Here is a 20080-nt window from a genome sequence, read left to right on the forward strand (position 1 = left end):
GTCAGGACTCGGTTGGATAGTTCGAATGGGCCAACGGCGGGACGGCGTCCCCCGTTGACAGGCTTCATGGTGCACGAGCCGGGGGCCGTCCACCGCGGGTCTGTTGGTAAAGAGTTGTTGCAAGACGGGAAGTTCATTCCCGCGCCTGCGGCGGGCCCCCGCTCAGTCGTGCAGGCGGCTGTTGCGCGGCACGCTGGCCAGCAGGAACTCCATCTGGTCGGCCAGGATGCGGCGCCCGCGCAGGATCATGTCCTCGTGCAGGCTGGGCACGTAGGGCAGGTAGAGCAGGCTCATGTGCACTTCCTCGGGCAGGCGGTTGCCCTTGCGGCCATTGCAGCCACGGCAGGCGGTGATGCAGTTCATCCAGCTGTCGGCGCCACCGCGCGACACCGGGATGATGTGCTCTCGGGTGAGGTCGTCCGCCGCGAAGCGGGCGCCACAGTAGGCGCAGACGAAGCGGTCCCGGGCGAAGAGCTTGGGGTTGGTCAGGGCCGGGCTGTTGCGCCAGGCCCGCGACGGCACCGCCCCGCGCACCGCGATGATCGAGTGGACCTCGATGCGCGACTGCAGGCCGGTGGCGCGCTGCACACCGCCGCGCATCACATGGCAGGCCTCGCCCAGGGTCCAGGCAATGGCGTCACTGGCGTAGAGGATGGCGGCTTCCTTGACCGTCACCCACGCCTGGGGGCGCCCCGACACGTCCAGCTGCAACACATCCATGATGTGGCCGACTCCTTCAGCGCCTGAGCATAGCGCGTCGGCCGTGACATTCTCAAGCGCGACTGTGGTGCCTCTGTCAAATGGGTGCAAACCCGCTGTGACAGCCTGGGAACGTCCGGGTGGGGCGGTGGGTCTCTCTCAGGGGACCCCCGGGTAATCCCGATGCGCTTTCCCAAAAAATCTGCAAAATAGCACGACCGTTCGTTTCATAATCAGTCCCGTGACGACCGACACCACTCCCCGCCGCAGCACCGGCAACCGCACCCTCTACAAGGGGCAGCAGACCCGCGCCACCATCCTGGACGCGGCGCTGGGCCTGGCCTCGCACATGGGGCTGGAGGGCCTGTCCATCGGGGCGCTGGCCGAGGTGACCGGCATGAGCAAGTCGGGCGTGTTCGCCCACTTCGGCTCCCGCGAGGAACTGCAGATTTCCGTCATCCGCGAATATCACACGAAGTTCGAGGAAGAGGTGTTCTTTCCGGCGCTGCGCGAGCCGCGCGGCCTGCCGCGCCTGCGCGCCCTGTTCGAGAACTGGGTGCGCCGCGTGTCCAAGGAACTGGACTCCGGCTGCATCTACATCAGCGGTGCGGTGGAGTTCGATGACCGGCCCGGCCCGGTGCGCGATGCGCTGGCGGCCATGGTGCTGGCCTGGCACAACGCGTTGGCGCGCGCCATCCGCCTGGCGGCCGATGCCGGCCAGCTGCGCCCCGACGTCGACGCCGCCCAGATCCTGTTCGAGATGCACGGCCTGATCCTGGCCCTGCACCACGACGCCCGCTTCCTGCGTCTGCCCAACGCGGTCGACCGTGCCCGCAAGGGCTTCGACCGCATCCTGGCCGATTACGCCCTGCCTGCCTCGCCCCGTGCGGCGGCCGGCGAGGCCGCTGCGGCCGCCCCTGTTGCTCCGGCCGCGCGCAAGCGCCGCTGAGTTCCCTTCCACCCGTTTTTCCCGCCCCGGTCCTTCAGGAGAATTCCATGCCCCAGTACAACCCGCCCCTGCGTGACATGCAGTTCGTGCTGCACGAGCTGTTCGATGTCGTCAGCGAGTTCAAGGACATCCCCGAGTTCGCCGAGGTGGATGCCGACACGATCAACGCCGTGCTGGAAGAGGGCGGCAAGTTCGCTTCGCAGGTCGTGTTCCCGCTGAACATCACCGGCGACGCCGAAGGCTGCGCGCTGGACAAGACCACCCACGAGGTGACCCCGCCCAAGGGCTTCAAGGAAGCCTACGCCCAGTACGTCGAAGGCGGCTGGCCGGCGCTGTCCTGCGACCCCGAGTTCGGTGGCCAGGGCCTGCCGCACACCATCAACCAGAGCTTCTACGAGATGCTCAACAGCGCCAACCAGGCCTGGACGATGTACCCCGGCCTGAGCCACGGTGCCTACGAGGCCCTGCACGCGCACGGCACCGACGAGCAGAAGAAGACCTACCTGCCCAAGCTGGTCAGCGGCGAGTGGACCGGCACCATGTGCCTGACCGAGCCGCACTGCGGCACGGACCTGGGCCTGCTGCGCACCAAGGCCGAACCGCAGGCCGACGGCACCTACAAGATCACCGGCCAGAAGATCTTCATCTCGGCCGGCGAGCACAACATGGTCGAGAACATCGTCCACCTGGTGCTGGCCCGCCTGCCCGACGCCCCCGTCGGCTCCAAGGGCATCTCGCTCTTCGTGGTGCCCAAGTTCAAGGTCAACGCCGACGGTTCGCTGGGCGAGCGCAACCCGATCTACTGCGGCGGCCTGGAGCACAAGATGGGCATCCACGCCAACGCCACCTGCCAGATGATCCTGGACGGCGCCGTGGGCACCCTGGTCGGCCAGCCCAACAAGGGTCTGCAGGCCATGTTCGTGATGATGAACGCCGCCCGCCTGGGCGTGGGCATGCAGTCGCTGGGCCTGACCGAAGTGGCCTACCAGAACGCCGTGGCCTACGCCAAGGACCGCCTGCAGATGCGTGCCCTGTCGGGCCCCAAGGCCCCCGAGAAGGCGGCCGACCCGATCATCGTGCACCCCGATGTGCGCAAGATGCTGCTGACCGCCCGGGCCTATGCCGAAGGCGCCCGCGCCCTGGCCACCTACACCGTCATCCAGCTGGACAAGGAACTCAAGCACCCGGACCCCGAGGTGCGCGCCGAGGCCGCCGATGAAGTCGCCCTGCTGACCCCGATCATCAAGGCCTTCATCACCGACAACGGCTGGATCGCCACCTCGCACTGCATGCAGGTCTACGGTGGCCACGGTTTCATCCATGAGTGGGGCATGGAGCAGTACGTCCGCGACGCCCGCATCAACATGATCTACGAAGGCACGAACACCGTGCAGTCGCTGGACCTGCTGGGCCGCAAGGTGCTGGCCGACAACGGCAAGAAGCTCAAGAAGCTGGGCAAGAAGATCGCCGAGTTCGTCGAGGACCAGGGCGTCTACGAAGAGATGCAGGAATTCGTCAACCCGCTGGCCGACCTGGGCGACAAGGTCACCAAGCTGACGATGGAAGTGGGCATGAAGGCCATGGGCAACGCCGACGAGGTGGGTGCCGCGGCCGTGGACTATCTGCGCGTGGTCGGCCACCTGACCTTCGCCTACATGTTCGCCCGCATGGCCAAGATCGCGCTGGCCAAGAAGGACAGCGGCGACCCGTTCTACACCGCCAAGCTGGCCACGGCCCGTTTCTACTTCGCCAAGCTGCTGCCCGAGACGGCCAGCCTGATCCGCACCTGCCGTGCGGGCCTGGCCCCGCTGACGGCCATGGACGAAGCGCTGTTCTGATCCCCGGCTCCATCCCATCACACACCAGGAGACACGCACGATGAACATGACCCGAGGCATCCTCGCCGGCCTGCTGCTGGCCGTCACCGGTTCCGTCTGGGCCCAGGCCAACCCGGCCGGGCTGTGGCGCACGATCGACGACGAAAGCGGCAAGGAGAAGTCCCTGGTCCGCATCGTGGAAAGCGGTGGGGTCTACACCGCCAAGGTGGAGAAGATCACCGATCCGGCCAAGGCCGCCGAGGTGTGCGAGAAGTGCAGCGACGAGCGCAAGGGCCAGCCCATCGTCGGCATGACCATCCTGCGCGGCGTCAAGCAGGACGCCGACGACAAGGGCCTGTGGGATGGCGGTGACATCCTGGACCCCAAGAACGGCAAGGTCTACAAGGTCCGGCTCAAGCCCATCGACGATGGCAAGAAGCTGGAAGTGCGTGGCTACATCGGTGCACCGCTGTTCGGTCGCACCCAGACCTGGATTCGCGTCGAGTAAGACGCCCAAGGAGAAGCAATGAGTCGATTCCAAGTCCGCAAGGTCGCCGTGCTCGGCGCCGGCGTGATGGGCGCGCAGATCGCCGCCCATCTGGTCAACGTCAAGGTGCCGGTCGTGCTGTTCGACCTGCCCGCCAAGGAAGGCCCCAAGAGCGCCATCGCGCTCAAGGCCATCGACAACCTCAAGAAGCTCAAGCCGGCGCCCCTGGGCGTGGCTGAGGACGCCGCGCGCATCACGCCGGCCAACTACGAAGAGCACCTGGACCTGCTCAAGGACTGCGACCTGGTGATCGAGGCGATCGCCGAGCGCATGGACTGGAAGCTGGACCTGTATCACAAGATCGCCCCCTTCGTGGCGCCGCACGCCATCCTGGCGTCCAACACCTCGGGCCTGTCGATCACCAAGCTGGCCGAGGCCCTGCCCGAGTCCATCAAGCCGCGCTTCTGCGGCATCCACTTCTTCAACCCGCCGCGGTACATGTACCTGGTGGAGCTGATCCCGACCCCGACCACCGAGGCCAAGTACCTGGACCAGTTGGAGACCTTCGTCACCACCACCGTCGGCAAGGGCGTGGTGCGGGCCAAGGACACCCCGAACTTCGTGGCCAACCGCGTGGGCATCGCCAACATGCTGGCGACCATCCACGAGGCCGAGGCTTTCGGCCTGAGCTATGACGTTGTGGACGACCTGACCGGCAAGAAGCTCGGTCGCGCCAGCTCCGGCACCTTCCGCACCGCCGACGTGGTGGGCCTGGACACCATGGCCCACGTCATCAAGACCCTGCAGGACAACCTGAAGGACGATCCCTTCTACGGCAGCTACGCCACCCCCAAGGTGCTGGCCGCGCTGATCGAGAAGGGCGCCCTGGGCCAGAAGACCAAGGCCGGCTTCTTCAAGAAGGAAGGCAAGGCCATCCTGCGCCTGGACCCGGCCACCGGCACCTACGTGGAAAGCGGCGCCAAGGCCGACCCGATCGTCGACCGCATCCTGAAGAAGCCCGCGGCCGAGCGCCTGAAGCTGCTGCGTGAATCCAGCAACCCGCAGGCCCAGTTCCTGTGGGCCATCCTGCGCGACTCCTTCCACTACGTGGCCGTGCACCTGGCCGAGATCGCCGAGAGCGCCCGCGAGGTGGACTTCGCGATGCGCTGGGGCTTCGGCATGAAGCAGGGCCCGTTCGAGCTGTGGCAGGAAGCCGGCTGGAAGCAGGTGGCCGAGTGGGTCAAGGCCGACATCGACGCCGGCAAGGCCCTGTGCAGCGCCCCGCTGCCGGCCTGGGTGTTCGACGGCCGCGACGGCGTGCACACGCCCGAAGGTTCGTGGTCCGCGTCCAAGGGCAGCTACATCCCGCGCTCGAACCTGCCGGTCTACCAGCGCCAGTACTTCCCCGAGGCCGTGCTGGGCAGCGGCGCGGTCGATCCGCTCAAGAGCGGCACCGAGCTGTTCAAGAACGACGAAGTGCGCGTCTGGACGCTGGACGGCGAAGTCGTCATCGCCAGCATCACCGCCAAGCTGCACCTGATCAGCCCGACCGTGACCGAGGGCCTGCTCAAGGCCATCGAGATCGCCGAGGAAGGCTACCAGGGCCTGGTGGTCTGGTCGCCGGACGACGTGTTCTCCGCCGGTGCCAACCTGGAAGCCCTGATGCCGGTCTTCATGGCCAAGGGCGCCAAGGGCATCGCGCCGGAAGAGAAGAAGCTGCAGGACATGATGCTGCGCTTCCGCTACGCCCAGGTGCCCACCATCGCGGCCGTGCGCGGCATCGCGCTGGGTGGCGGCTGCGAGCTGGCGGTGCATTGCAGCCAGCGCGTGGCGGCCATGGAAAGCTACATGGGCCTGGTGGAAGTGGGCGTGGGCCTGCTGCCGGGCGGCGGCGGCCTGACCTACATCGCCCGCCGTGCGGCCGAGGCCGCTGCCGCGGCGCCGGACAGCCCCGTGCTGAACTTCCTGAAGGAAGGCTTCCAGGCCGCGGCCATGGCCAAGGTGGGCACCAGCGCGCTGGAATCGCGCAAGCTGGGCTACCTGCTGGACAGCGACATCGTCGTGCCCAACAAGGACGAGCTGCTGTTCGTCGCCATCAGCCAGGCCAAGGCCCTGGCGGCCGCGGGCTACCGTCCGCCGGTGGCCAAGCCCTTCGCCGCGGCCGGCCGCACCGTGCTGGCCACCATCAAGGCCACCCTGGTGGGCATGCGCGACGGCGGCTTCATCAGCCAGCACGACTTCCACATCGCCAGCCTGATCGCCGAAGTGCTGTGCGGCGGTGACGTGGACGCCGGCACCCCGGTGACCGAGGAATACCTGATGGCGCTGGAGCGCAAGCACTTCTGCGGCCTGCTTGAGCACCCCAAGACCCAGGAACGGATCATGGGCATGCTGCAGACCGGCAAGCCGGTGCGCAACTGATGGCCGTCCCACGCTGACAAGGAATCGACATGAGCAAGCAAGTGCAAGACGCCTACATCGTGGCGGCCACCCGCACCCCGATCGGCAAGTCCGGCCGGGGCTACTTCAAGAACACCCGCTCGGACGACCTGCTGGTGCGCGCCATCCAGGCCGCGCTGGCCCAGGTGCCCACGCTGGACCCCAAGGCGATCGAGGATGCCGTGATCGGCTGCTCCTTCCCCGAAGGTGAGCAGGGCATGAACTTCGCCCGCATCGCGGTGGCCCTGGCGGGCCTGCCGCACAGCGTCGGCGGTGTCACCATCAACCGTTTCTGCGCCTCGGGCGTCACCGCCATCCAGATGGCGGCCGACCGCATCCGCGTGGGCGAGGCCGATGTGATGATCGCCGGCGGTGCCGAGTCCATGAGCATGGTGCCCATGGGCGGCAACAAGCCGGCCTTCAACCCCGAGATCTTCACCCGGGACGAGAACGTGGGCATTGCCTACGGCATGGGCCTGACCGCCGAGAAGGTGGCCGAGCGCTGGAAGGTCAGCCGCGAAGACCAGGACGCCTTCGCCCTGGCCTCGCACCAGCGCGCCATCAAGGCCCAGCAGGCCGGCGAGTTCGCCGACGAGATCTGCCCGGTGGACATCATCCAGCGCGTGCCCGATCTGGCCACCGGCGAGATCCGCTACAGCACCCGCACCGTCAGCCTGGACGAGGGCCCGCGCCCCGACACCAGCCTGGAAGGCCTGGGCAAGCTGCGCCCGGTGTTCGCCGCCAAGGGCAGCGTCACCGCCGGCAACAGCTCGCAGACCAGCGACGGCGCCGGCGCGCTGATCCTGGCCTCCGAAAAGGCCGTCAAGCAGTTCGACCTGAAGCCGCTGGCCCGCTTCGTGAGCTTTGCCTCGCGCGGCGTGCCGCCGGAAATCATGGGCATCGGCCCGATCGAGGCCATCCCGGCCGCGCTGAAGGCCGGCGGCCTGAAGCTCGACGACATGGGCTGGATCGAACTGAACGAAGCCTTCGCGGCCCAGTCCCTCGCGGTCATCCGCGACCTGGGTCTGAACCCGGATGTGGTGAACCCCATGGGCGGCGCGATCGCCCTGGGCCACCCGCTGGGCGCCACCGGCGCGATCCGCGCCGCGACCACCATCCATGCCCTGCGTCGCCACAAGCTGAAGTACGGCATGGTGACCATGTGCATCGGTACCGGCCAAGGCGCGGCCGGCATCTTCGAAGCCGTCTGATCGACGGTCACGCACGCGGGCGGCTACGATGCCGCCCGTTTTCATTTCAAGTCAGAAGCAGGAGACCCGCATGACCATCCGAACCGGCGTCGTGGATGGCGTGGCGACCATCGAGATCGCCCGCCCCGAGAAGAAGAACGCGCTGACCATGGCGATGTACGACGCCATGACCGACGCCATCGAGGCCGCCGGCAGCGACCCGGCCGTGCGGGCCCTGCTGATCACCGGCCAGCCCGGCGTCTTCACCTCCGGCAACGACCTGGAGGACTTCATGCAGCGCCCGCCCGCCGGGCCGGATTCGTCCGTCTTCCGCTTCATGCGCGCGCTGGAAGCCTGCGAGAAGCCGGTGGTGGCCGCCGTCACCGGCGCGGCCGTGGGCATCGGCACCACGATGCTGTTGCACTGCGACTTCGTCTTCGTCAGCGACGAGGCCCGCCTGGCCATGCCCTTCGTCGGCCTGGGCCTGGTGCCCGAGTACGGCTCCAGCCTGTTGATCCCGCGCCTGATGGGCCATGTGAAGGCCGCCGAGAAGCTGTTGCTGGGCGACCCCTTCACCGGCGCCGACGCGGTGGACTGCGGTATCGCCAACGCGGTGCTGCCGGCGGCCGAGGTGCTGCCCCACGCCCGCCGTGTGGCCGAGCGCTTCAACCACCTGGCGCCCTCGGCCGTGCGTGAATCCAAGCGCCTGATGAAGGCGCCGCAGCGCGAGCTGCTGCAGCAGGTCATCGCCACCGAAGCCGAGCTGTTCGGCCAGCGCCTGCGCAGCCCCGAGGCCCGCGAGGCCTTCCAAGCCTTCTTCGAGAAGCGCAAGCCCGACTTCACGAAGTTCCAGTAAGGCGGCCGTCGCCCATGCCCGGACCGCTGAAGCTGCTGCTGGGCCCGGTGCTGCTGCGCCAGGGCCGGCAGGTGCGCCGCCACGCGCTGCGCCTGCCCGAGGCCGCCGGCCCGCGCGAGGGCGTGGTGGGCGAGGGCGCGCTGCGCCTGCGCCTGCTGGTGGTGGGCGATTCCGCCGCGGCCGGCGTGGGCGTGGACCACCAGGCCCAGGCCCTGGCCATTCCCCTGGCCGAGCGCCTGGCCCTGGCCCTGGATGGCCGGGTGGCCTGGCAGCTGGTGGCCAGCACCGGCCACCGGGCGGCCGATGCGCTCAAGGCGCTGGAGCAGGCGCGGCTGCACCCGGCCGATGTGATGGTCACCTCGCTGGGCGTCAATGACACGGTGGGGCAGACGCCCGTGCGCCACTGGCTGGCCACGCTGGACGCCCTGCACGGCGTGGCCCAGGCGCGGGCCGGCGTGCGCCACACCTGGCACTCGGCCGTGCCGCCGATGGAGCGCTTTCCGGTGCTGCCGCAGCCGCTGCGCTGGGTGCTGGGGCGCGATGCGCGCCGGCTGGACCAGGCGCTGCAGCGCCACCTGGCGGGCCGGGCCGACCGCGGCCATGTGGCCCTGCCGCCCATGCCGGGCGAGGCCGCGGGCTGGATGGCCCGCGACGGCTTCCACCCCGGGCTGCTGGGCTACCAGGCCTGGGTGGAGGCCCTGACCCGGCAGATGCTGCTGGAAGGCGCGGCCGCCTTTCAGCCGGCTGAAGCGGGCTGAGCGGCCTCGGATTCCTCGGCCGGCACGCCGCAGCTGGGGCAGTAGCGGAAGAACACGTTCTTGCGGGTGCCGCAGCCGCCGCAGCGGTCGAAGAGCTTGAGGCCGCAGTGCACGCAGAAGTCGGGCTTCACCTCGCCGGTGGTCAGGATGGCGCGCTCGCAACCCGGGCAGACATTGGCCGCCATCTTTTTGAGCGCCTCGTCGTTCGTCAGGGATTGGCGGCGCTGCGCTTCGCTCTGCTGCTCCACCGCCGCCCGGCGGGCCAGGTAGCGCCGCATCGCCCGGATGGCGTAGTGCCCGCCCAGCCCGGTCAGCACGATGCCCACGCCGTAGCGCACATAGCCGCCGTAGCTGGGCAGGTAGGGCACCAGCTCGAAGAAGAAGGCATAGGCCGCGAACAGCACGAAACCGCGCAGCAGGGGCCAGTGGTCGCTCTTGCGCTTGCGGGCCACCATCCAGCCGGCCACCAGCAGCAGCGGCAGGGTCAGCGCCAGGCGCAGGCCGAAGACCCGCAGCTCCTGCAGGAACCGGGCGCGCTCATAGACGCCCTGGGCCTGGCTCAGCAGCGTGTCCAGCCGGCGCTGGTGGCCGGCCTGGGCCTGGCTCACGTCCAGGCGGTCCTGGTCCAGCTTCTCCTGGGCCAGTTGGGCCTCGCGCTCGGCCTGCTTGAGCTGGTCGAGCTCGCGGGTGCGCCGCTGCAGCTCGGCGTTGGTGCTGGCGTCGCCCGTGGCCTGGCGGCTGGCCAGCCAGTTGGCCTGGGCGCTGCGCGCGGCCTGGTAGGCCTGGCTGGCCGCGTTCAGCTTGAGCCGGGCCTGCTCGGTCTGGTCCTCCAGCGTGCGGGCCTGCTCACCCAGGTCGCGCAGCTGCGTGCGCTCCGATTGCAGGGCGTTCGCATCGGCGAACTGCTCCAGCGTCAGCGTGTCCTCCACCTTGGGCAGGTCCCCGATCAGCTGCCCGCCCAGCCCCATCAGGAAGCCGGCGAACAGCAGGGAGACGATCCACATCAGCAGGCCGAAGGCCTTCTCGGGGACACGCAGCGTCTTGAACATCAGAGGGCGCGAACGGGACCAGCCGTCCGGTCAACCAAAATGGGCATAGGCCGCGGGCAGCGGCCGGGGGATGGGGCGCGCCTTGCCTTCACGGTCGATGGCGACGTAGGTGAGGTTGGCTTCGGTCACCTTCACCACCTGCAGGTCTTCCGGCGCACGCTCTGCGTACACCTCGACCTTCACCGTCATCGAGGTGCGGCCCACGTGGGTGATGGTCGCATAAAAGCTCAGCAGGTCGCCGATGGACACCGGCTGCTTGAAGATGAATTCGTTGACCGCCACGGTGGCCACGCGGCCCTTGGCCAAGCGCGCCGGCAGCACCGATCCGGCCAGGTCCACCTGGGCCATGATCCAACCACCGAAAATATCGCCATTGCTGTTCGAGTCCGCCGGCATCGGCATCACGCGCAGCACCAGTTCCCGGTCGGTGGGCAGCTGGGTGCGCAGGTCCTCGGGCACACTGGCCGGATTCACGGGAATGTTCATTTCAGGGTTCCTGTGTATTGTTCTGAATCAAAGAATGTGATTGTTCCACGATGCGTCGAAGTTCGCCTGTGACCGAATCGGCGGCCACGCCCCGGCAGCATGGGGATTGGGCCATCCTGCGGCAGCTGGCGCCGTACTTCTGGCAGTACCGCACGCGGGTGGTGCTGGCGCTGCTGTGCCTGGTGGCGGCCAAGGTGGCCAACCTGGGGGTGCCGCTGCTGCTCAAGCACCTGGTGGACGCGATGAACCTGCCCGCCAGCGACCCGCGCGCCCTGCTGGTGGTGCCGGCCGGGCTGCTGCTGGGCTATGCGGCGCTGCGTCTGTCGGCCTCGCTGTTCACCGAGCTGCGTGAACTCGTCTTCGCCAAGGCCACGCACGGCGCCTCGCGCGAGATCGCGCTGCAGGTCTTCCGCCACATGCATGCGCTGTCGCTGCGCTTCCATCTGGAACGCCAGACCGGCGGCATGACGCGCGACATCGAGCGCGGCACCCGGGCCCTGCAGTCGCTCATCTCCTACTCGCTCTACACCATCCTGCCCACGCTGGTGGAGCTGGGCCTGGCGCTGGCGCTGCTGGGCGGCAAGTTCGACATGGGCTTTGTGTGGATCACCCTGGGCGCGCTGGTGGGCTACGGCATCTTCACCATCAGCCTGACCGAGTGGCGCACCCAGTTCCGCCGCAAGATGAACGAGCTGGACTCCAAGGCCCACCAGCGGGCCGTGGACGCACTGCTGAACTACGAGACGGTCAAGTACTTCAACAACGAGGACTTCGAGGCCCGCCGCTACGACGAGGGCCTGGACGCCTACCGCCGCGCCCAGATCACCTCGCAGACCACGCTCTCCGTGCTCAACGTGGGCCAGCAGGCCATCATCGCGCTGTCGCTGCTGGCCATGCTGTGGCGGGCCACGGCCGGCGTGGTGGCCGGCCACCTCACGCTGGGCGACCTGGTGCTGATCAACACCCTGCTGATCCAGCTCTACATCCCGCTGAACTTCCTGGGCGTGCTCTACCGCGAGGTCAAGCAGAGCCTGACCGACCTGGACAAGATGTTCACGCTGATGGGCCGCGAACGCGAGGTGGCCGACGCCCCCGAGGCCCGGCCGCTGCAGCTGCAGGGCGCCGCGGTGCGCTTCGAGGCGGTGGACTTCGCCTACGACCCGGCGCGCCCCATCCTCAAGGGCCTGTCCTTCGACATCCCGGCCGGCCAGACGGTGGCCGTGGTGGGCGCCAGCGGCGCCGGCAAGAGCACGCTGGCCCGGCTGCTCTACCGCTTCTACGACGTGCAGGGCGGGCGCATCACCATCGACGGGCAGGACATCCGCCAGGTCACGCAGGACAGCCTGCGCAAGGCCATCGGCATCGTCCCGCAGGACACCGTGCTGTTCAACGACACCATCGCCTACAACATCGCCTACGGCCGGCCCGACGCCACGCCGGCCGAGGTGGAGGCCGTGGCCCGCGCCGCCCGCATCCACGACTTCATCGTCGCCCAGCCCAAGGGCTACGACACCATGGTGGGCGAGCGCGGCCTGAAGCTCTCCGGCGGCGAAAAGCAGCGCGTGGCCATCGCCCGCACCCTGCTGAAGAACCCGCCCATCCTGGTCTTCGACGAAGCCACCTCGGCGCTGGATTCGGCCAACGAGCGCGCCATCCAGGCCGAGCTGGCCAGCGCCGCGCGCGGCCGCACCACGCTGGTCATCGCCCACCGCCTGTCCACCGTGGTGGACGCGCACGAGATCCTGGTGATGGAGGCCGGCCAAGTGGTGGAGCGCGGCACCCACGCCGCGCTGCTGGCCCGCGCCGGCGCCTATGCCCGCATGTGGGCCCTGCAGCACAGCAGCACCCGCCCCGCCGCCACCGAGAAGAACACCCATGGACACCAAGTGGCTTGAAGACTTCATCAGCCTGGCCGAGACGCGCAGCTTCTCGCGCTCGGCCCAGCTGCGCCACGTCACCCAGCCCGCCTTCTCGCGCCGCATCCAGGCGCTGGAGGCCTGGGCCGGCATCGACCTGGTGGACCGCTCCAGCTACCCCACGCGGCTCACCCCCGCGGGCGAGACCTTCCACGCCCAGGCCATGGAGATGCTGGGCGCCCTGCAGGCCACCCGCAACATGATGCGCGGCCACCAGGTGGCGGGGCAGGACATGATCGAGTTCGCGGTGCCGCACACCCTGGCCTTCACCTTCTTCCCGCACTGGCTGATGGAGCTCAAGCAGCAGTTCCACGGCCTGAAGAGCCGGCTCATCGCGCTGAACGTGCACGACGCCGCGCTGCGCCTGACCGAAGGCAGCTGCGACCTGCTCATCGCCTACCACCACGCCACCCAGCCGCTGCAGCTCAGCGCCGACCGCTACGACATGCTCTGCCTGGGCTACGAGACCCTGGCCCCCTTTGCCAAAGCGGGGGCCGAGGGCGGGCCCCTGTTCCGCCTGCCCGGCACGCCGCGCCAGCCGGTGCCCTTCCTCAGCTACGCGGCCGGCGCCTACCTGGCGCGCCTGGTGGAGCAGGTGCTCAAGCGCACCGCCCAGCCCGCCCACCTGGACCCCATCTACGAAACCGACATGGCCGAGGGCCTGAAAGCCATGGCCCTGGAAGGCCACGGCCTGGCCTTTCTGCCGGTGAGTTCGGTGCGCAAGGAGCTGCGCGCCCGCCGCCTGGTGCAGGCCGGCGCGCCGGAGGACGAGCTGACCATGGAAGTGCGCATCTACCGCGAGCGCCCGGGTGGCAGCCGCCACGCCAAGCCGGTGGCCCAGGAGGTCTGGGACTTCCTGGAGAGCCAGGCCCGCAATGGCCGCTGAGGCACAGCACCCGGCCCCGGAGGGGGGCCCAGGCCGGCCGCTGCGTTGGCGCCGTCGGCGCTCGTTGCTGCTCACCCTGCTGGCGCTGGGCCTGATGCTGCTGGCCGGCTGGGGGGCCTTCACCGTCAGCGTGCAGCGCCGCACCGAGCAGCTGCGGGCCGAATCCAACCACCAGCTGGACCTGTTCGCCGCCGCTGTGCAGGGCATGGTGCGCCGGCTGGAGCCCATGCCCGCCACCGTGCAGCTCAGCACCGAGGTGCAGGCCCTGCTGCGCCAGCCGGGCGACCCGGCGCGGGTGCAGGCTGCCAGCAGTTACCTGCGGCGGCTGAACGCCCACCTCGGCGGGGTGCAGCTCTTCGTGCAGGACCAGCGCGGCATCGTGCTGGCCGCCAGCGACCCGGCCCTGGTGGGCGACGATCTCTCCTTCCGCCCCTACTTCCTGGAGGCCCTGTCCGGCCGGGTGGGGCGGCACTTCGCCATCGGCGTGCGTGACGGCGTGCCCGGCTACTACGTCTCGCACCCCATCCACGATGGCGCCAAGGTGGTGGGCGTGGCCGTGCTCAAGATCGGCCTGGACCCGGTGGACGAGGCCTGGGGCATGCTGGGCGCGCCGGCCCTGCTGGCCGATTCCAACCAGGTGGTCATCCTGTCCTCGCGGCCGGAATGGATCTACACCGCGCTGGCCGAGCTGCCGCTGGAGCGCAAGGTGGACCTGCAGGTCACCCGCCTGTACGGCAACCACCGCATCACCCGTTTCCCGCTGCAGGTGGACCTGCGGGTGGACGAGGACAGCCAGATCGTCGAAGGCGTGCTGCCCGCCGGGCTGGGCACCGGGGCGGCGGGGCGCGGGCCCCAGGGCCGCGTGGCGGCCAGCCGCGGCATGCTGGTGCTGGGCCGCACGCTGGATGGCACCGACTGGCGCCTGCTGATGTTTGCCGACCTGCGTTCCGTGCGCCAGCAGGCCGCGCAAGACAGTCTGCTCGCTGGCGTCAGCGCCGGCTTCGTGCTGCTGCTGATGCTGCTGGTCAACCAGCGGCGGCGCATCGTGCAACAGAAGCTGCAGCTCAACGCCGAGCTGGAAGAGAAGGTGGCCGCCCGCACCCAGGCCCTGAGTGAAACCAACGCCCGCCTGCGCAAGGAAGTGCGCGAACGCGAGCAGGCCGAGCACACCCTGCGCGAAGCGCAGGACGAGCTGGTGCACGCCGGCAAGATGGCCGCGCTGGGCCAGCTGGCCACCGGCATCACCCACGAGCTGACGCAGCCGCTGGGCGCCATCCGCACCCTGTCGGGCAATGCGGTGGCCTTCATGCAGCGCGGCCAGTTGGACGCGGTCAGCGGCAACCTGGCCATCATGGCCCGCCTGGCCGAGCAGATGGGCGCCATCATCGAGCCGCTCAAGGGCTTTGCCCGCAAGTCCAAGGCCCAGCCGCAGGCCGCCCGCCTGGCCACCGCCGTGCACAACGCGCTGTTCCTGTACCACCAGCGCATCCGCAACGAACAGGTGACCGTGCACGACGCCACCGCCGACAGCCCCCTGGCCGCCTGGTGCGACCCCAACCGTCTGGAACAGGTGCTGATCAACCTCATCGGCAACGGCCTGGACGCCATGCGCGAACAGCCGCAGCGCGCGCTGTGGATCGACGCCGCCGCGCAGGACGGCCGCGTGGCCCTGCGCGTGCGCGACCAGGGCCCCGGCCTGGACCCGGCCCTGCGCGACCGCGTCTTCGAGCCCTTCTTCAGCACCAAGTCGGCCGGAGGCGGCCTGGGCCTGGGCCTGGCCATCTCGCGCGACATCGCCCGCGAGGCCGGCGGCGAGCTGGAGGCGGACAATCACCCCGACGGCGGCGCCTGCTTCACCCTGTGGCTGCCGCCCGTGCCCACCCCCACCGCCCCATGAGCCAAGAACTCTCCGTGCTGCTGGTCGAGGACGACCTGCCCATGCAACTGGGCTGCCTGCAGGCCCTGCAGCTGGCCGGGCTGACCGTGGACGCCGTCGAATCGGCCGAGGCCGCGCGGCCCCGGCTGACGGCCGGCTTCCCCGGCGTGGTGGTGACCGACATGCGCCTGCCCGGCGCCGACGGCCTGAGCCTGGTGCGCCACTGCCACGAGCTGGAACCCGAGCTGCCGGTCATCATGATCACCGGCCACGGCGATGTGAGCCTGGCAGTGGAAGCCATGCGCAGCGGCGCCTACGACTTCATCCCCAAGCCCTTCTCGCCCGAGGTGCTGGTGGAGGTGGTGCGCCGCGCGCTGGACAAGCGCGCCCTCACGCTCGAAGTGGTGGCCCTGCGCGAAGCCCTGGCCCGCAAGGAAGGCGGCACAGCCCGCCTCATCGGCCGCTCACCGCAGATGGTGGCGGTGCGCCAGCTGGTGGCGCGCGTGGCCTCGGCCCGGGCGGACGTGCTCATCCGCGGCGAAACCGGCACCGGCAAGGAGCTGGTGGCCCAGGCCCTGCATGATCTTTCCGGCCGCAAGGGCCCGCTGGTGGCCCTGAACTGCGGCGGCCTGCCCGACAACCTGCTGGACAGCGAACTCTTCGGCCACGAGGTCGGCGCCTTCACCGGCGCGGCCAAGCGCCGCATCGGCAAGATCGAACACGCCCACCACGGCACCCTGTTCCTGGACGAATTGGAAAGCATGCCCATGGGCGTGCAGATCAAGCTGCTGCGCGTGCTGCAGGACCGCGTGGTGGAGCGCCTGGGCTCCAACGCCCAGGTGGCGGTGGACTGCCGCGTGGTGGCCGCCACCAAGGACGACCTGCTGCACAAGGCGCAGGACGGCAGCTTCCGCAGCGACCTGTACTACCGCCTCAACGTCGTCACCATCGACCTGCCGCCCCTGCGCGAACGGCGCGAGGACATCCCCCTGCTGCTGGAGCACTTTCTGCTGCTGGCCGCCAGCCGCTACGGCCTGCCCCAGCCGGTGGTGAGCGCCGCCCAGCTGCGCGCCCTGATGGCCCACCACTGGCCCGGCAACGTGCGCGAGCTGCGCAACGTGGCCGACTGCCTGGTGCTGGGCGTGCCCAGCGAAGTGCTGGGCGACGGCGAAGTGCCCGCCGCGGCCACCATGCTTTCACTGGCCGAAACGGTGGAAGACTTCGAACGCAGCCTCATCCGCGAAGCCCTGGGCCGCCACGGAGGCAGCATCACCCGCGCCGCGCAGGCCCTGCGGGTGCCCAAGACGACGCTGGCGGACAAGGTGAGGAAGTATGGGTTGCAGTCGGTCAGCAGCCCAGCGCAATGAAGCGCTTGCGCTGAGCCAGGAGCGCCCTCTGGATGGGCAAGCGGGTCTCGTCCGTGGCTGAGGCCTCTCGCTGCTCAGCGTCCGGGATGGTTTGATCGAGCCGCCGGCATTCGCGCTGCGCGTCGAGAGGGAGCTTGAAGCGCCTGGCGTCGGTGCTCAACTGCTTCGCATCCTTGCCGCAGGTAATGCGGCTGAGGGCCTCTGCCATGCCTTCATTGAAGCGCTCGCGCTGCACATCCGCTCCCACGCGTTCCCTGCCGGTGGACTTGTTCAACCCACGCGTGGGCTCGACGTCCACCTTCTTGGCGGCCAGGCAGGGCTGATCGGAGTAGGACACCTGACCGTTGTGTTCACAACGGAAAACATCACGGGATGGTGGCGGAAGTTTTTGGGCATGCGCCAGCGTGCCGGTGACGCTGCACCTTGCGTTCCAAGGATCTGGCAAATTCCGCCGACGGCGTCTTCTCGCCATGGGTTGATGGAAGGTGTTGCCACCGCTGTGGGATGCCCAGCTTCGCCGTCACTTGCGGCGCTCGGAGATCGTGATGCCTACGGCCGTCGTATCAAAACGCTGCACGCCGCCGCCAAAGCTCACCTGATACGCACCCCGGGGAACGCGAAATACCCAAGCACGCACAAACTTCTTGCAGAGCTTGGTGGGCGCTGGCTGATCTGGGAACTGCGGGGTCCAGTGAAAGTCGAGGTTGACCGAAAGACCGTCGACAGTCCATTGCGGATTGATCGGAAGCCAGTCACCGCATGGCACGCCTTGTGTGAACAGAACCTCAAGATCGCCGTCTCGCCATTGCGTGGACAGAACGGTCGGTTCCAACACCGTGTCGCTCATTGGCGCTTCCGCTTGGTACTGCCAAAGCTGCACTCGCTCACCCGCGTGGGCCAGTGGCGCACACAGGGTTGCGACAAGTGCCACGGCAAGGGGTTGACGTCTTGGCTTTGGAGTGGCCTTCACTTGCTGCAATTAAGGCCCGGGTTAACCGGCGAAGGAGCGCGTAGCGCGGAGTGTACCGACACTGGCCATGAAAATGTCGAAGGCTTGGCCAGTGTTGACGTCCGCGTTGAACCGACAGTTAGCCATTTTCCTTTGGGGGCGTCTTTTTTGCTGGAGATTTCCTTGTGGGAGCTTTCCTCTCAGAGTTTTTGCTCGCAGGCATTTTTCTTGGGGATACCTTAACCTCTGGTTTAGAAGTGACAATACCTTTGCTGCTGCGCGCAAATTTTTCCAGCAACTCCTCGGTATTGCGGCTTATTGATGTAGGTCGGTGTGTAACTCTAACTTCTTCGAGGTCCTCGCCAGGGAATGGATTTAGATCTAAATATTGACGGGCCCCATTTAATTCTTCAAATGCTTTGCTGCTGCATGCGCACGGAGGTACTTTTAGTATTCCGTACTTTGACTTGAATATGCGCGTCAGAAAACCGTGGTACGACTTCTCGGTGCTCAATGAAGTGCGGATTTCATCGATGCCTTTTTTGTGGGTATCCATTAAATGCTGAATATATCGGTATGATTTGAGTTCAGCGTCTCGCTTCGCAATTTTCAGCCGTTCGTTTTCCTGTCGAATTATATCAATTGCATCCTGTTTTTCTGGTGACACCTTTGAAACCACCTCTTCCATGTAGCGCTTCAGTGTCTCTGCAGTTTGAGTTAGATCTAGAATCTTGGAGTCAATTTCTTGAATCTTGTGTTGCGTGGACATTCTATGGATTAACTCCCTGAATGTGCCGGCCCATTGCTCTTTTAACCAGCCCTCAATCTCCGAGTATTTGCTGAATAGCTTGACGGGGTTGTTTTTTTGTTTTTCTCGTATCGACTCTATCAGTCCAAATATATTGACTGAGTCGACGTGTGCGTACTTAATGGCTTTGTTGTCTTTGTTCTTGAGGTATGTTTGATATTCGGCGTCTACCGAAGCGTCAATCAGAATATATGTTGGTATGTCTCTTTCGGATGCGCTGTCGTATTCTCGATTTGTAATGCTTTCATATTTTTCATAGAAGTCGATATTCTGGCTCTTGCGCTGATTGCTTGCTGCGCTGCCATAGCGTCCGCCAATTATTAGCACAAACAAGTCACAGCTTCTCGCCTCTCTGTAACAGGACTCGTCCAATGCGGTGTCCGGCAAATAGGCAATTGAGTCCTTCTCTGAGAGAACAGGCTCATAGCCAAGTTGCTCTATGAAATTTTCAATGGAGGACCTCAAGTGCTTTAGGTCATAGTACGTTGAGCTGACGAAGACACGTGGGCGGGCCATCTGATACTCCTCTTTTGTTTGATTGGATTGGGCAACATGCGCGCAATGAAAGAGCTGACGCCTAATTTAAGCCGCGCCGCGAAGCGGTGTCGGCTTTAATGAATTTTTAGGCGCGTGCGCCACGGTCTGGTTTTTTTATTTGCTGGTATGCACTTTTCACGTCATCAAAACCATAGGTGCGCTCTAGTCGTTTGACAATAAAGTGTCCTCGGGCCATGTCCTGATAGAAGTCAGTGAAAAGCAGATTGATACTTGCGCCAGCAACTGCTCCTACGACAGGCACTGCTTGTGCAGCGAATTTTTCAGTAACAACAACTCCAAATCGCGCAGCGACTTTTTCAATTAGTGTGGCGAGCCATTTTCCAGATTGCTCGGCTACAAGCTTTTGCGCGTTCTTTGTTGTTTGTTTTGCGGCCAATTCTGCAAGTTCTTTCGAGAGGTGTCGCATTGTCTGTGTGGCAAAACTTCTTACCGCATAGTACCCAGTGTCTGCTGCATCATCGGAGCTTGAGTTGCCGCCAAGGGCGAAAACCTCAATACATGCTTGTTTTGTATCAAAATCTTCTAGATCGAATCCCTCGCTGCGTGCAACATCTGCAACAGCTCTCATCATAATTGTCGTGGTTATTGGGAGCTCAACCCCAAGGGCAAGGAATCCGAAGGCGCCGCCCGCGGCTCCAGATGCCGCTGCGTAAAGTTTGTTGATCTTTGTTGAAGATGTCCTGCCCGGCTCATTATCGAGGCTCCACAGCGCCGCAGACGCGGACTTATTTAGAGCAGCAACGACAATGCCATTAATTTTTTTGTCGCAAATTTTGGTAGCTTTGCGACAACAAACTCTATCGGGGAGCCGATAAAATTTGATATTTGCGCTGTGATGCTTGGTGTTTCGAGTAGCGCTACGGCCTTCTTTAGATCAGCGTAGTCCTTTGGGTTGTCTTTGATTTTCATGCGTCTGTAGTGATGAGGTGGTCGGGATAGCGCGCCTAACTAGTTATCGACCCCACATTGCGCTGCCAACAATCAGGATGC

Annotated in this window: 18 protein-coding genes; 11 read left to right on the forward strand and 7 right to left on the reverse strand. The window is 66.5% G+C overall.

Annotated elements, in window-relative coordinates; genetic code table 11:
* Positions 1 to 162: 162 nt before the first annotated feature.
* Positions 163 to 720 carry an HNH endonuclease gene (locus tag LRM40_RS04390; RefSeq protein ID WP_151124718.1) on the reverse strand — a complete coding sequence of 186 codons (558 nt, stop codon included), beginning with the start codon at positions 718 to 720 and terminating at the stop codon, positions 163 to 165.
* A gap of 211 nt (positions 721 to 931) precedes the next feature.
* Between LRM40_RS04390 and LRM40_RS04395 the strand changes: the two genes are divergently transcribed.
* The 7 genes from LRM40_RS04395 (at position 932) to LRM40_RS04425 (ending at position 9195) form a co-directional block, all read left to right on the forward strand.
* Positions 932 to 1648, forward strand: a complete 717-nt coding sequence (locus LRM40_RS04395) for a TetR/AcrR family transcriptional regulator (RefSeq protein ID WP_374427487.1) — start codon at positions 932 to 934, stop codon at positions 1646 to 1648.
* 47 nt (positions 1649 to 1695) lie between these two features.
* Positions 1696 to 3486, forward strand: a complete 1791-nt coding sequence (locus LRM40_RS04400) for an acyl-CoA dehydrogenase C-terminal domain-containing protein (protein ID WP_151124716.1) — start codon at positions 1696 to 1698, stop codon at positions 3484 to 3486.
* A gap of 46 nt (positions 3487 to 3532) precedes the next feature.
* Positions 3533 to 3973 (forward strand): DUF2147 domain-containing protein, encoded by a 441-nt coding sequence (locus LRM40_RS04405; RefSeq protein WP_151124725.1) that lies wholly within the window; start codon positions 3533 to 3535, stop codon positions 3971 to 3973.
* 18 nt (positions 3974 to 3991) lie between these two features.
* Positions 3992 to 6373: a 3-hydroxyacyl-CoA dehydrogenase/enoyl-CoA hydratase family protein gene (locus tag LRM40_RS04410; protein ID WP_151124715.1), complete on the forward strand. Its 2382-nt coding sequence runs from the start codon at positions 3992 to 3994 to the stop codon at positions 6371 to 6373.
* A 29-nt stretch (positions 6374 to 6402) separates the two neighbouring features.
* On the forward strand, positions 6403 to 7602 hold the full coding sequence (locus tag LRM40_RS04415) for an acetyl-CoA C-acyltransferase (protein WP_151124714.1): 1200 nt from the start codon (positions 6403 to 6405) through the stop codon (positions 7600 to 7602).
* A 70-nt stretch (positions 7603 to 7672) separates the two neighbouring features.
* Positions 7673 to 8437 carry an enoyl-CoA hydratase gene (locus LRM40_RS04420; protein ID WP_151124713.1) on the forward strand — a complete coding sequence of 255 codons (765 nt, stop codon included), beginning with the start codon at positions 7673 to 7675 and terminating at the stop codon, positions 8435 to 8437.
* A 14-nt stretch (positions 8438 to 8451) separates the two neighbouring features.
* Entirely contained in the window at positions 8452 to 9195 is a 744-nt protein-coding gene (locus tag LRM40_RS04425; RefSeq protein ID WP_151124712.1) for an SGNH/GDSL hydrolase family protein, read from the forward strand.
* On the opposite strand, the gene LRM40_RS04430 is transcribed toward LRM40_RS04425, so the two are convergent.
* Positions 9174 to 10244 carry a zinc ribbon domain-containing protein gene (locus LRM40_RS04430; RefSeq protein WP_151124711.1) on the reverse strand — a complete coding sequence of 357 codons (1071 nt, stop codon included), beginning with the start codon at positions 10242 to 10244 and terminating at the stop codon, positions 9174 to 9176. The two genes, LRM40_RS04425 and LRM40_RS04430, sit on opposite strands and share 22 nt — an antisense overlap.
* A 30-nt stretch (positions 10245 to 10274) precedes the next feature.
* The gene (locus LRM40_RS04435; protein ID WP_151124710.1) at positions 10275 to 10730 is read right to left on the reverse strand and encodes an acyl-CoA thioesterase; all 456 of its coding nucleotides are present in this window, start codon (positions 10728 to 10730) and stop codon (positions 10275 to 10277) included.
* A 50-nt stretch (positions 10731 to 10780) separates the two neighbouring features.
* Between LRM40_RS04435 and LRM40_RS04440 the strand changes: the two genes are divergently transcribed.
* The 4 genes from LRM40_RS04440 to LRM40_RS04455 all read left to right on the forward strand — a co-directional run bounded on the left by LRM40_RS04440 (position 10781) and on the right by LRM40_RS04455 (position 16775).
* Positions 10781 to 12625: an ABCB family ABC transporter ATP-binding protein/permease gene (locus LRM40_RS04440; protein WP_151124709.1), complete on the forward strand. Its 1845-nt coding sequence runs from the start codon at positions 10781 to 10783 to the stop codon at positions 12623 to 12625.
* On the forward strand, positions 12606 to 13532 hold the full coding sequence (locus tag LRM40_RS04445) for a LysR substrate-binding domain-containing protein (protein WP_151124708.1): 927 nt from the start codon (positions 12606 to 12608) through the stop codon (positions 13530 to 13532). Before LRM40_RS04440 ends, LRM40_RS04445 begins: the two co-directional genes overlap by 20 nt.
* Before the next feature lie 64 nt (positions 13533 to 13596).
* The gene (locus LRM40_RS04450) at positions 13597 to 15429 is read left to right on the forward strand and encodes a sensor histidine kinase (protein WP_231067722.1); all 1833 of its coding nucleotides are present in this window, start codon (positions 13597 to 13599) and stop codon (positions 15427 to 15429) included.
* The gene (locus tag LRM40_RS04455) at positions 15426 to 16775 is read left to right on the forward strand and encodes a sigma-54-dependent transcriptional regulator (RefSeq protein WP_151124707.1); all 1350 of its coding nucleotides are present in this window, start codon (positions 15426 to 15428) and stop codon (positions 16773 to 16775) included. The genes LRM40_RS04450 and LRM40_RS04455 overlap by 4 nt, the downstream gene beginning before the upstream one ends.
* Here LRM40_RS04455 and LRM40_RS04460 read toward each other — a convergent pair.
* The 4 genes from LRM40_RS04460 to LRM40_RS04475 all read right to left on the reverse strand — a co-directional run bounded on the left by LRM40_RS04460 (position 16756) and on the right by LRM40_RS04475 (position 19913).
* Positions 16756 to 17112 carry a hypothetical protein gene (locus tag LRM40_RS04460; RefSeq protein WP_151124706.1) on the reverse strand — a complete coding sequence of 119 codons (357 nt, stop codon included), beginning with the start codon at positions 17110 to 17112 and terminating at the stop codon, positions 16756 to 16758. The genes LRM40_RS04455 and LRM40_RS04460 overlap by 20 nt on opposite strands.
* 183 nt (positions 17113 to 17295) lie before the next feature.
* Positions 17296 to 17622 carry a hypothetical protein gene (locus LRM40_RS04465; RefSeq protein WP_151124705.1) on the reverse strand — a complete coding sequence of 109 codons (327 nt, stop codon included), beginning with the start codon at positions 17620 to 17622 and terminating at the stop codon, positions 17296 to 17298.
* A gap of 241 nt (positions 17623 to 17863) precedes the next feature.
* Positions 17864 to 19048 carry a DUF4062 domain-containing protein gene (locus LRM40_RS04470; protein WP_151124704.1) on the reverse strand — a complete coding sequence of 395 codons (1185 nt, stop codon included), beginning with the start codon at positions 19046 to 19048 and terminating at the stop codon, positions 17864 to 17866.
* Between the two features lie 106 nt (positions 19049 to 19154).
* A complete protein-coding gene (locus tag LRM40_RS04475) occupies positions 19155 to 19913 on the reverse strand; it encodes an EcsC family protein (protein ID WP_211373014.1) in 759 nt (252 codons plus the stop codon).
* Positions 19914 to 20080 lie beyond the last annotated feature (167 nt).

The organism is Ideonella dechloratans (genome assembly GCF_021049305.1).
Taxonomy (GTDB): Bacteria; Pseudomonadota; Gammaproteobacteria; order Burkholderiales; family Burkholderiaceae_C; genus Ideonella; species Ideonella dechloratans.

What these genes read in the sequence shown, in the direction of transcription:
- LRM40_RS04390 (WP_151124718.1), bottom strand. Translation starts at nt 720, where the DNA reads ATGGATGTGTTGCAGCTGGACGTGTCGGGGCGCCCCCAGGCGTGGGTG.
- LRM40_RS04400 (WP_151124716.1), top strand. Translation starts at nt 1,696, where the DNA reads ATGCCCCAGTACAACCCGCCCCTGCGTGACATGCAGTTCGTGCTGCAC.
- LRM40_RS04405 (WP_151124725.1), top strand. Translation starts at nt 3,533, where the DNA reads ATGACCCGAGGCATCCTCGCCGGCCTGCTGCTGGCCGTCACCGGTTCC.
- LRM40_RS04410 (WP_151124715.1), top strand. Translation starts at nt 3,992, where the DNA reads ATGAGTCGATTCCAAGTCCGCAAGGTCGCCGTGCTCGGCGCCGGCGTG.
- LRM40_RS04415 (WP_151124714.1), top strand. Translation starts at nt 6,403, where the DNA reads ATGAGCAAGCAAGTGCAAGACGCCTACATCGTGGCGGCCACCCGCACC.
- LRM40_RS04420 (WP_151124713.1), top strand. Translation starts at nt 7,673, where the DNA reads ATGACCATCCGAACCGGCGTCGTGGATGGCGTGGCGACCATCGAGATC.
- LRM40_RS04425 (WP_151124712.1), top strand. Translation starts at nt 8,452, where the DNA reads ATGCCCGGACCGCTGAAGCTGCTGCTGGGCCCGGTGCTGCTGCGCCAG.
- LRM40_RS04430 (WP_151124711.1), bottom strand. Translation starts at nt 10,244, where the DNA reads ATGTTCAAGACGCTGCGTGTCCCCGAGAAGGCCTTCGGCCTGCTGATG.
- LRM40_RS04435 (WP_151124710.1), bottom strand. Translation starts at nt 10,730, where the DNA reads ATGAACATTCCCGTGAATCCGGCCAGTGTGCCCGAGGACCTGCGCACC.
- LRM40_RS04440 (WP_151124709.1), top strand. Translation starts at nt 10,781, where the DNA reads ATGCGTCGAAGTTCGCCTGTGACCGAATCGGCGGCCACGCCCCGGCAG.
- LRM40_RS04445 (WP_151124708.1), top strand. Translation starts at nt 12,606, where the DNA reads ATGGACACCAAGTGGCTTGAAGACTTCATCAGCCTGGCCGAGACGCGC.
- LRM40_RS04455 (WP_151124707.1), top strand. Translation starts at nt 15,426, where the DNA reads ATGAGCCAAGAACTCTCCGTGCTGCTGGTCGAGGACGACCTGCCCATG.
- LRM40_RS04465 (WP_151124705.1), bottom strand. Translation starts at nt 17,622, where the DNA reads ATGAGCGACACGGTGTTGGAACCGACCGTTCTGTCCACGCAATGGCGA.
- LRM40_RS04470 (WP_151124704.1), bottom strand. Translation starts at nt 19,048, where the DNA reads ATGGCCCGCCCACGTGTCTTCGTCAGCTCAACGTACTATGACCTAAAG.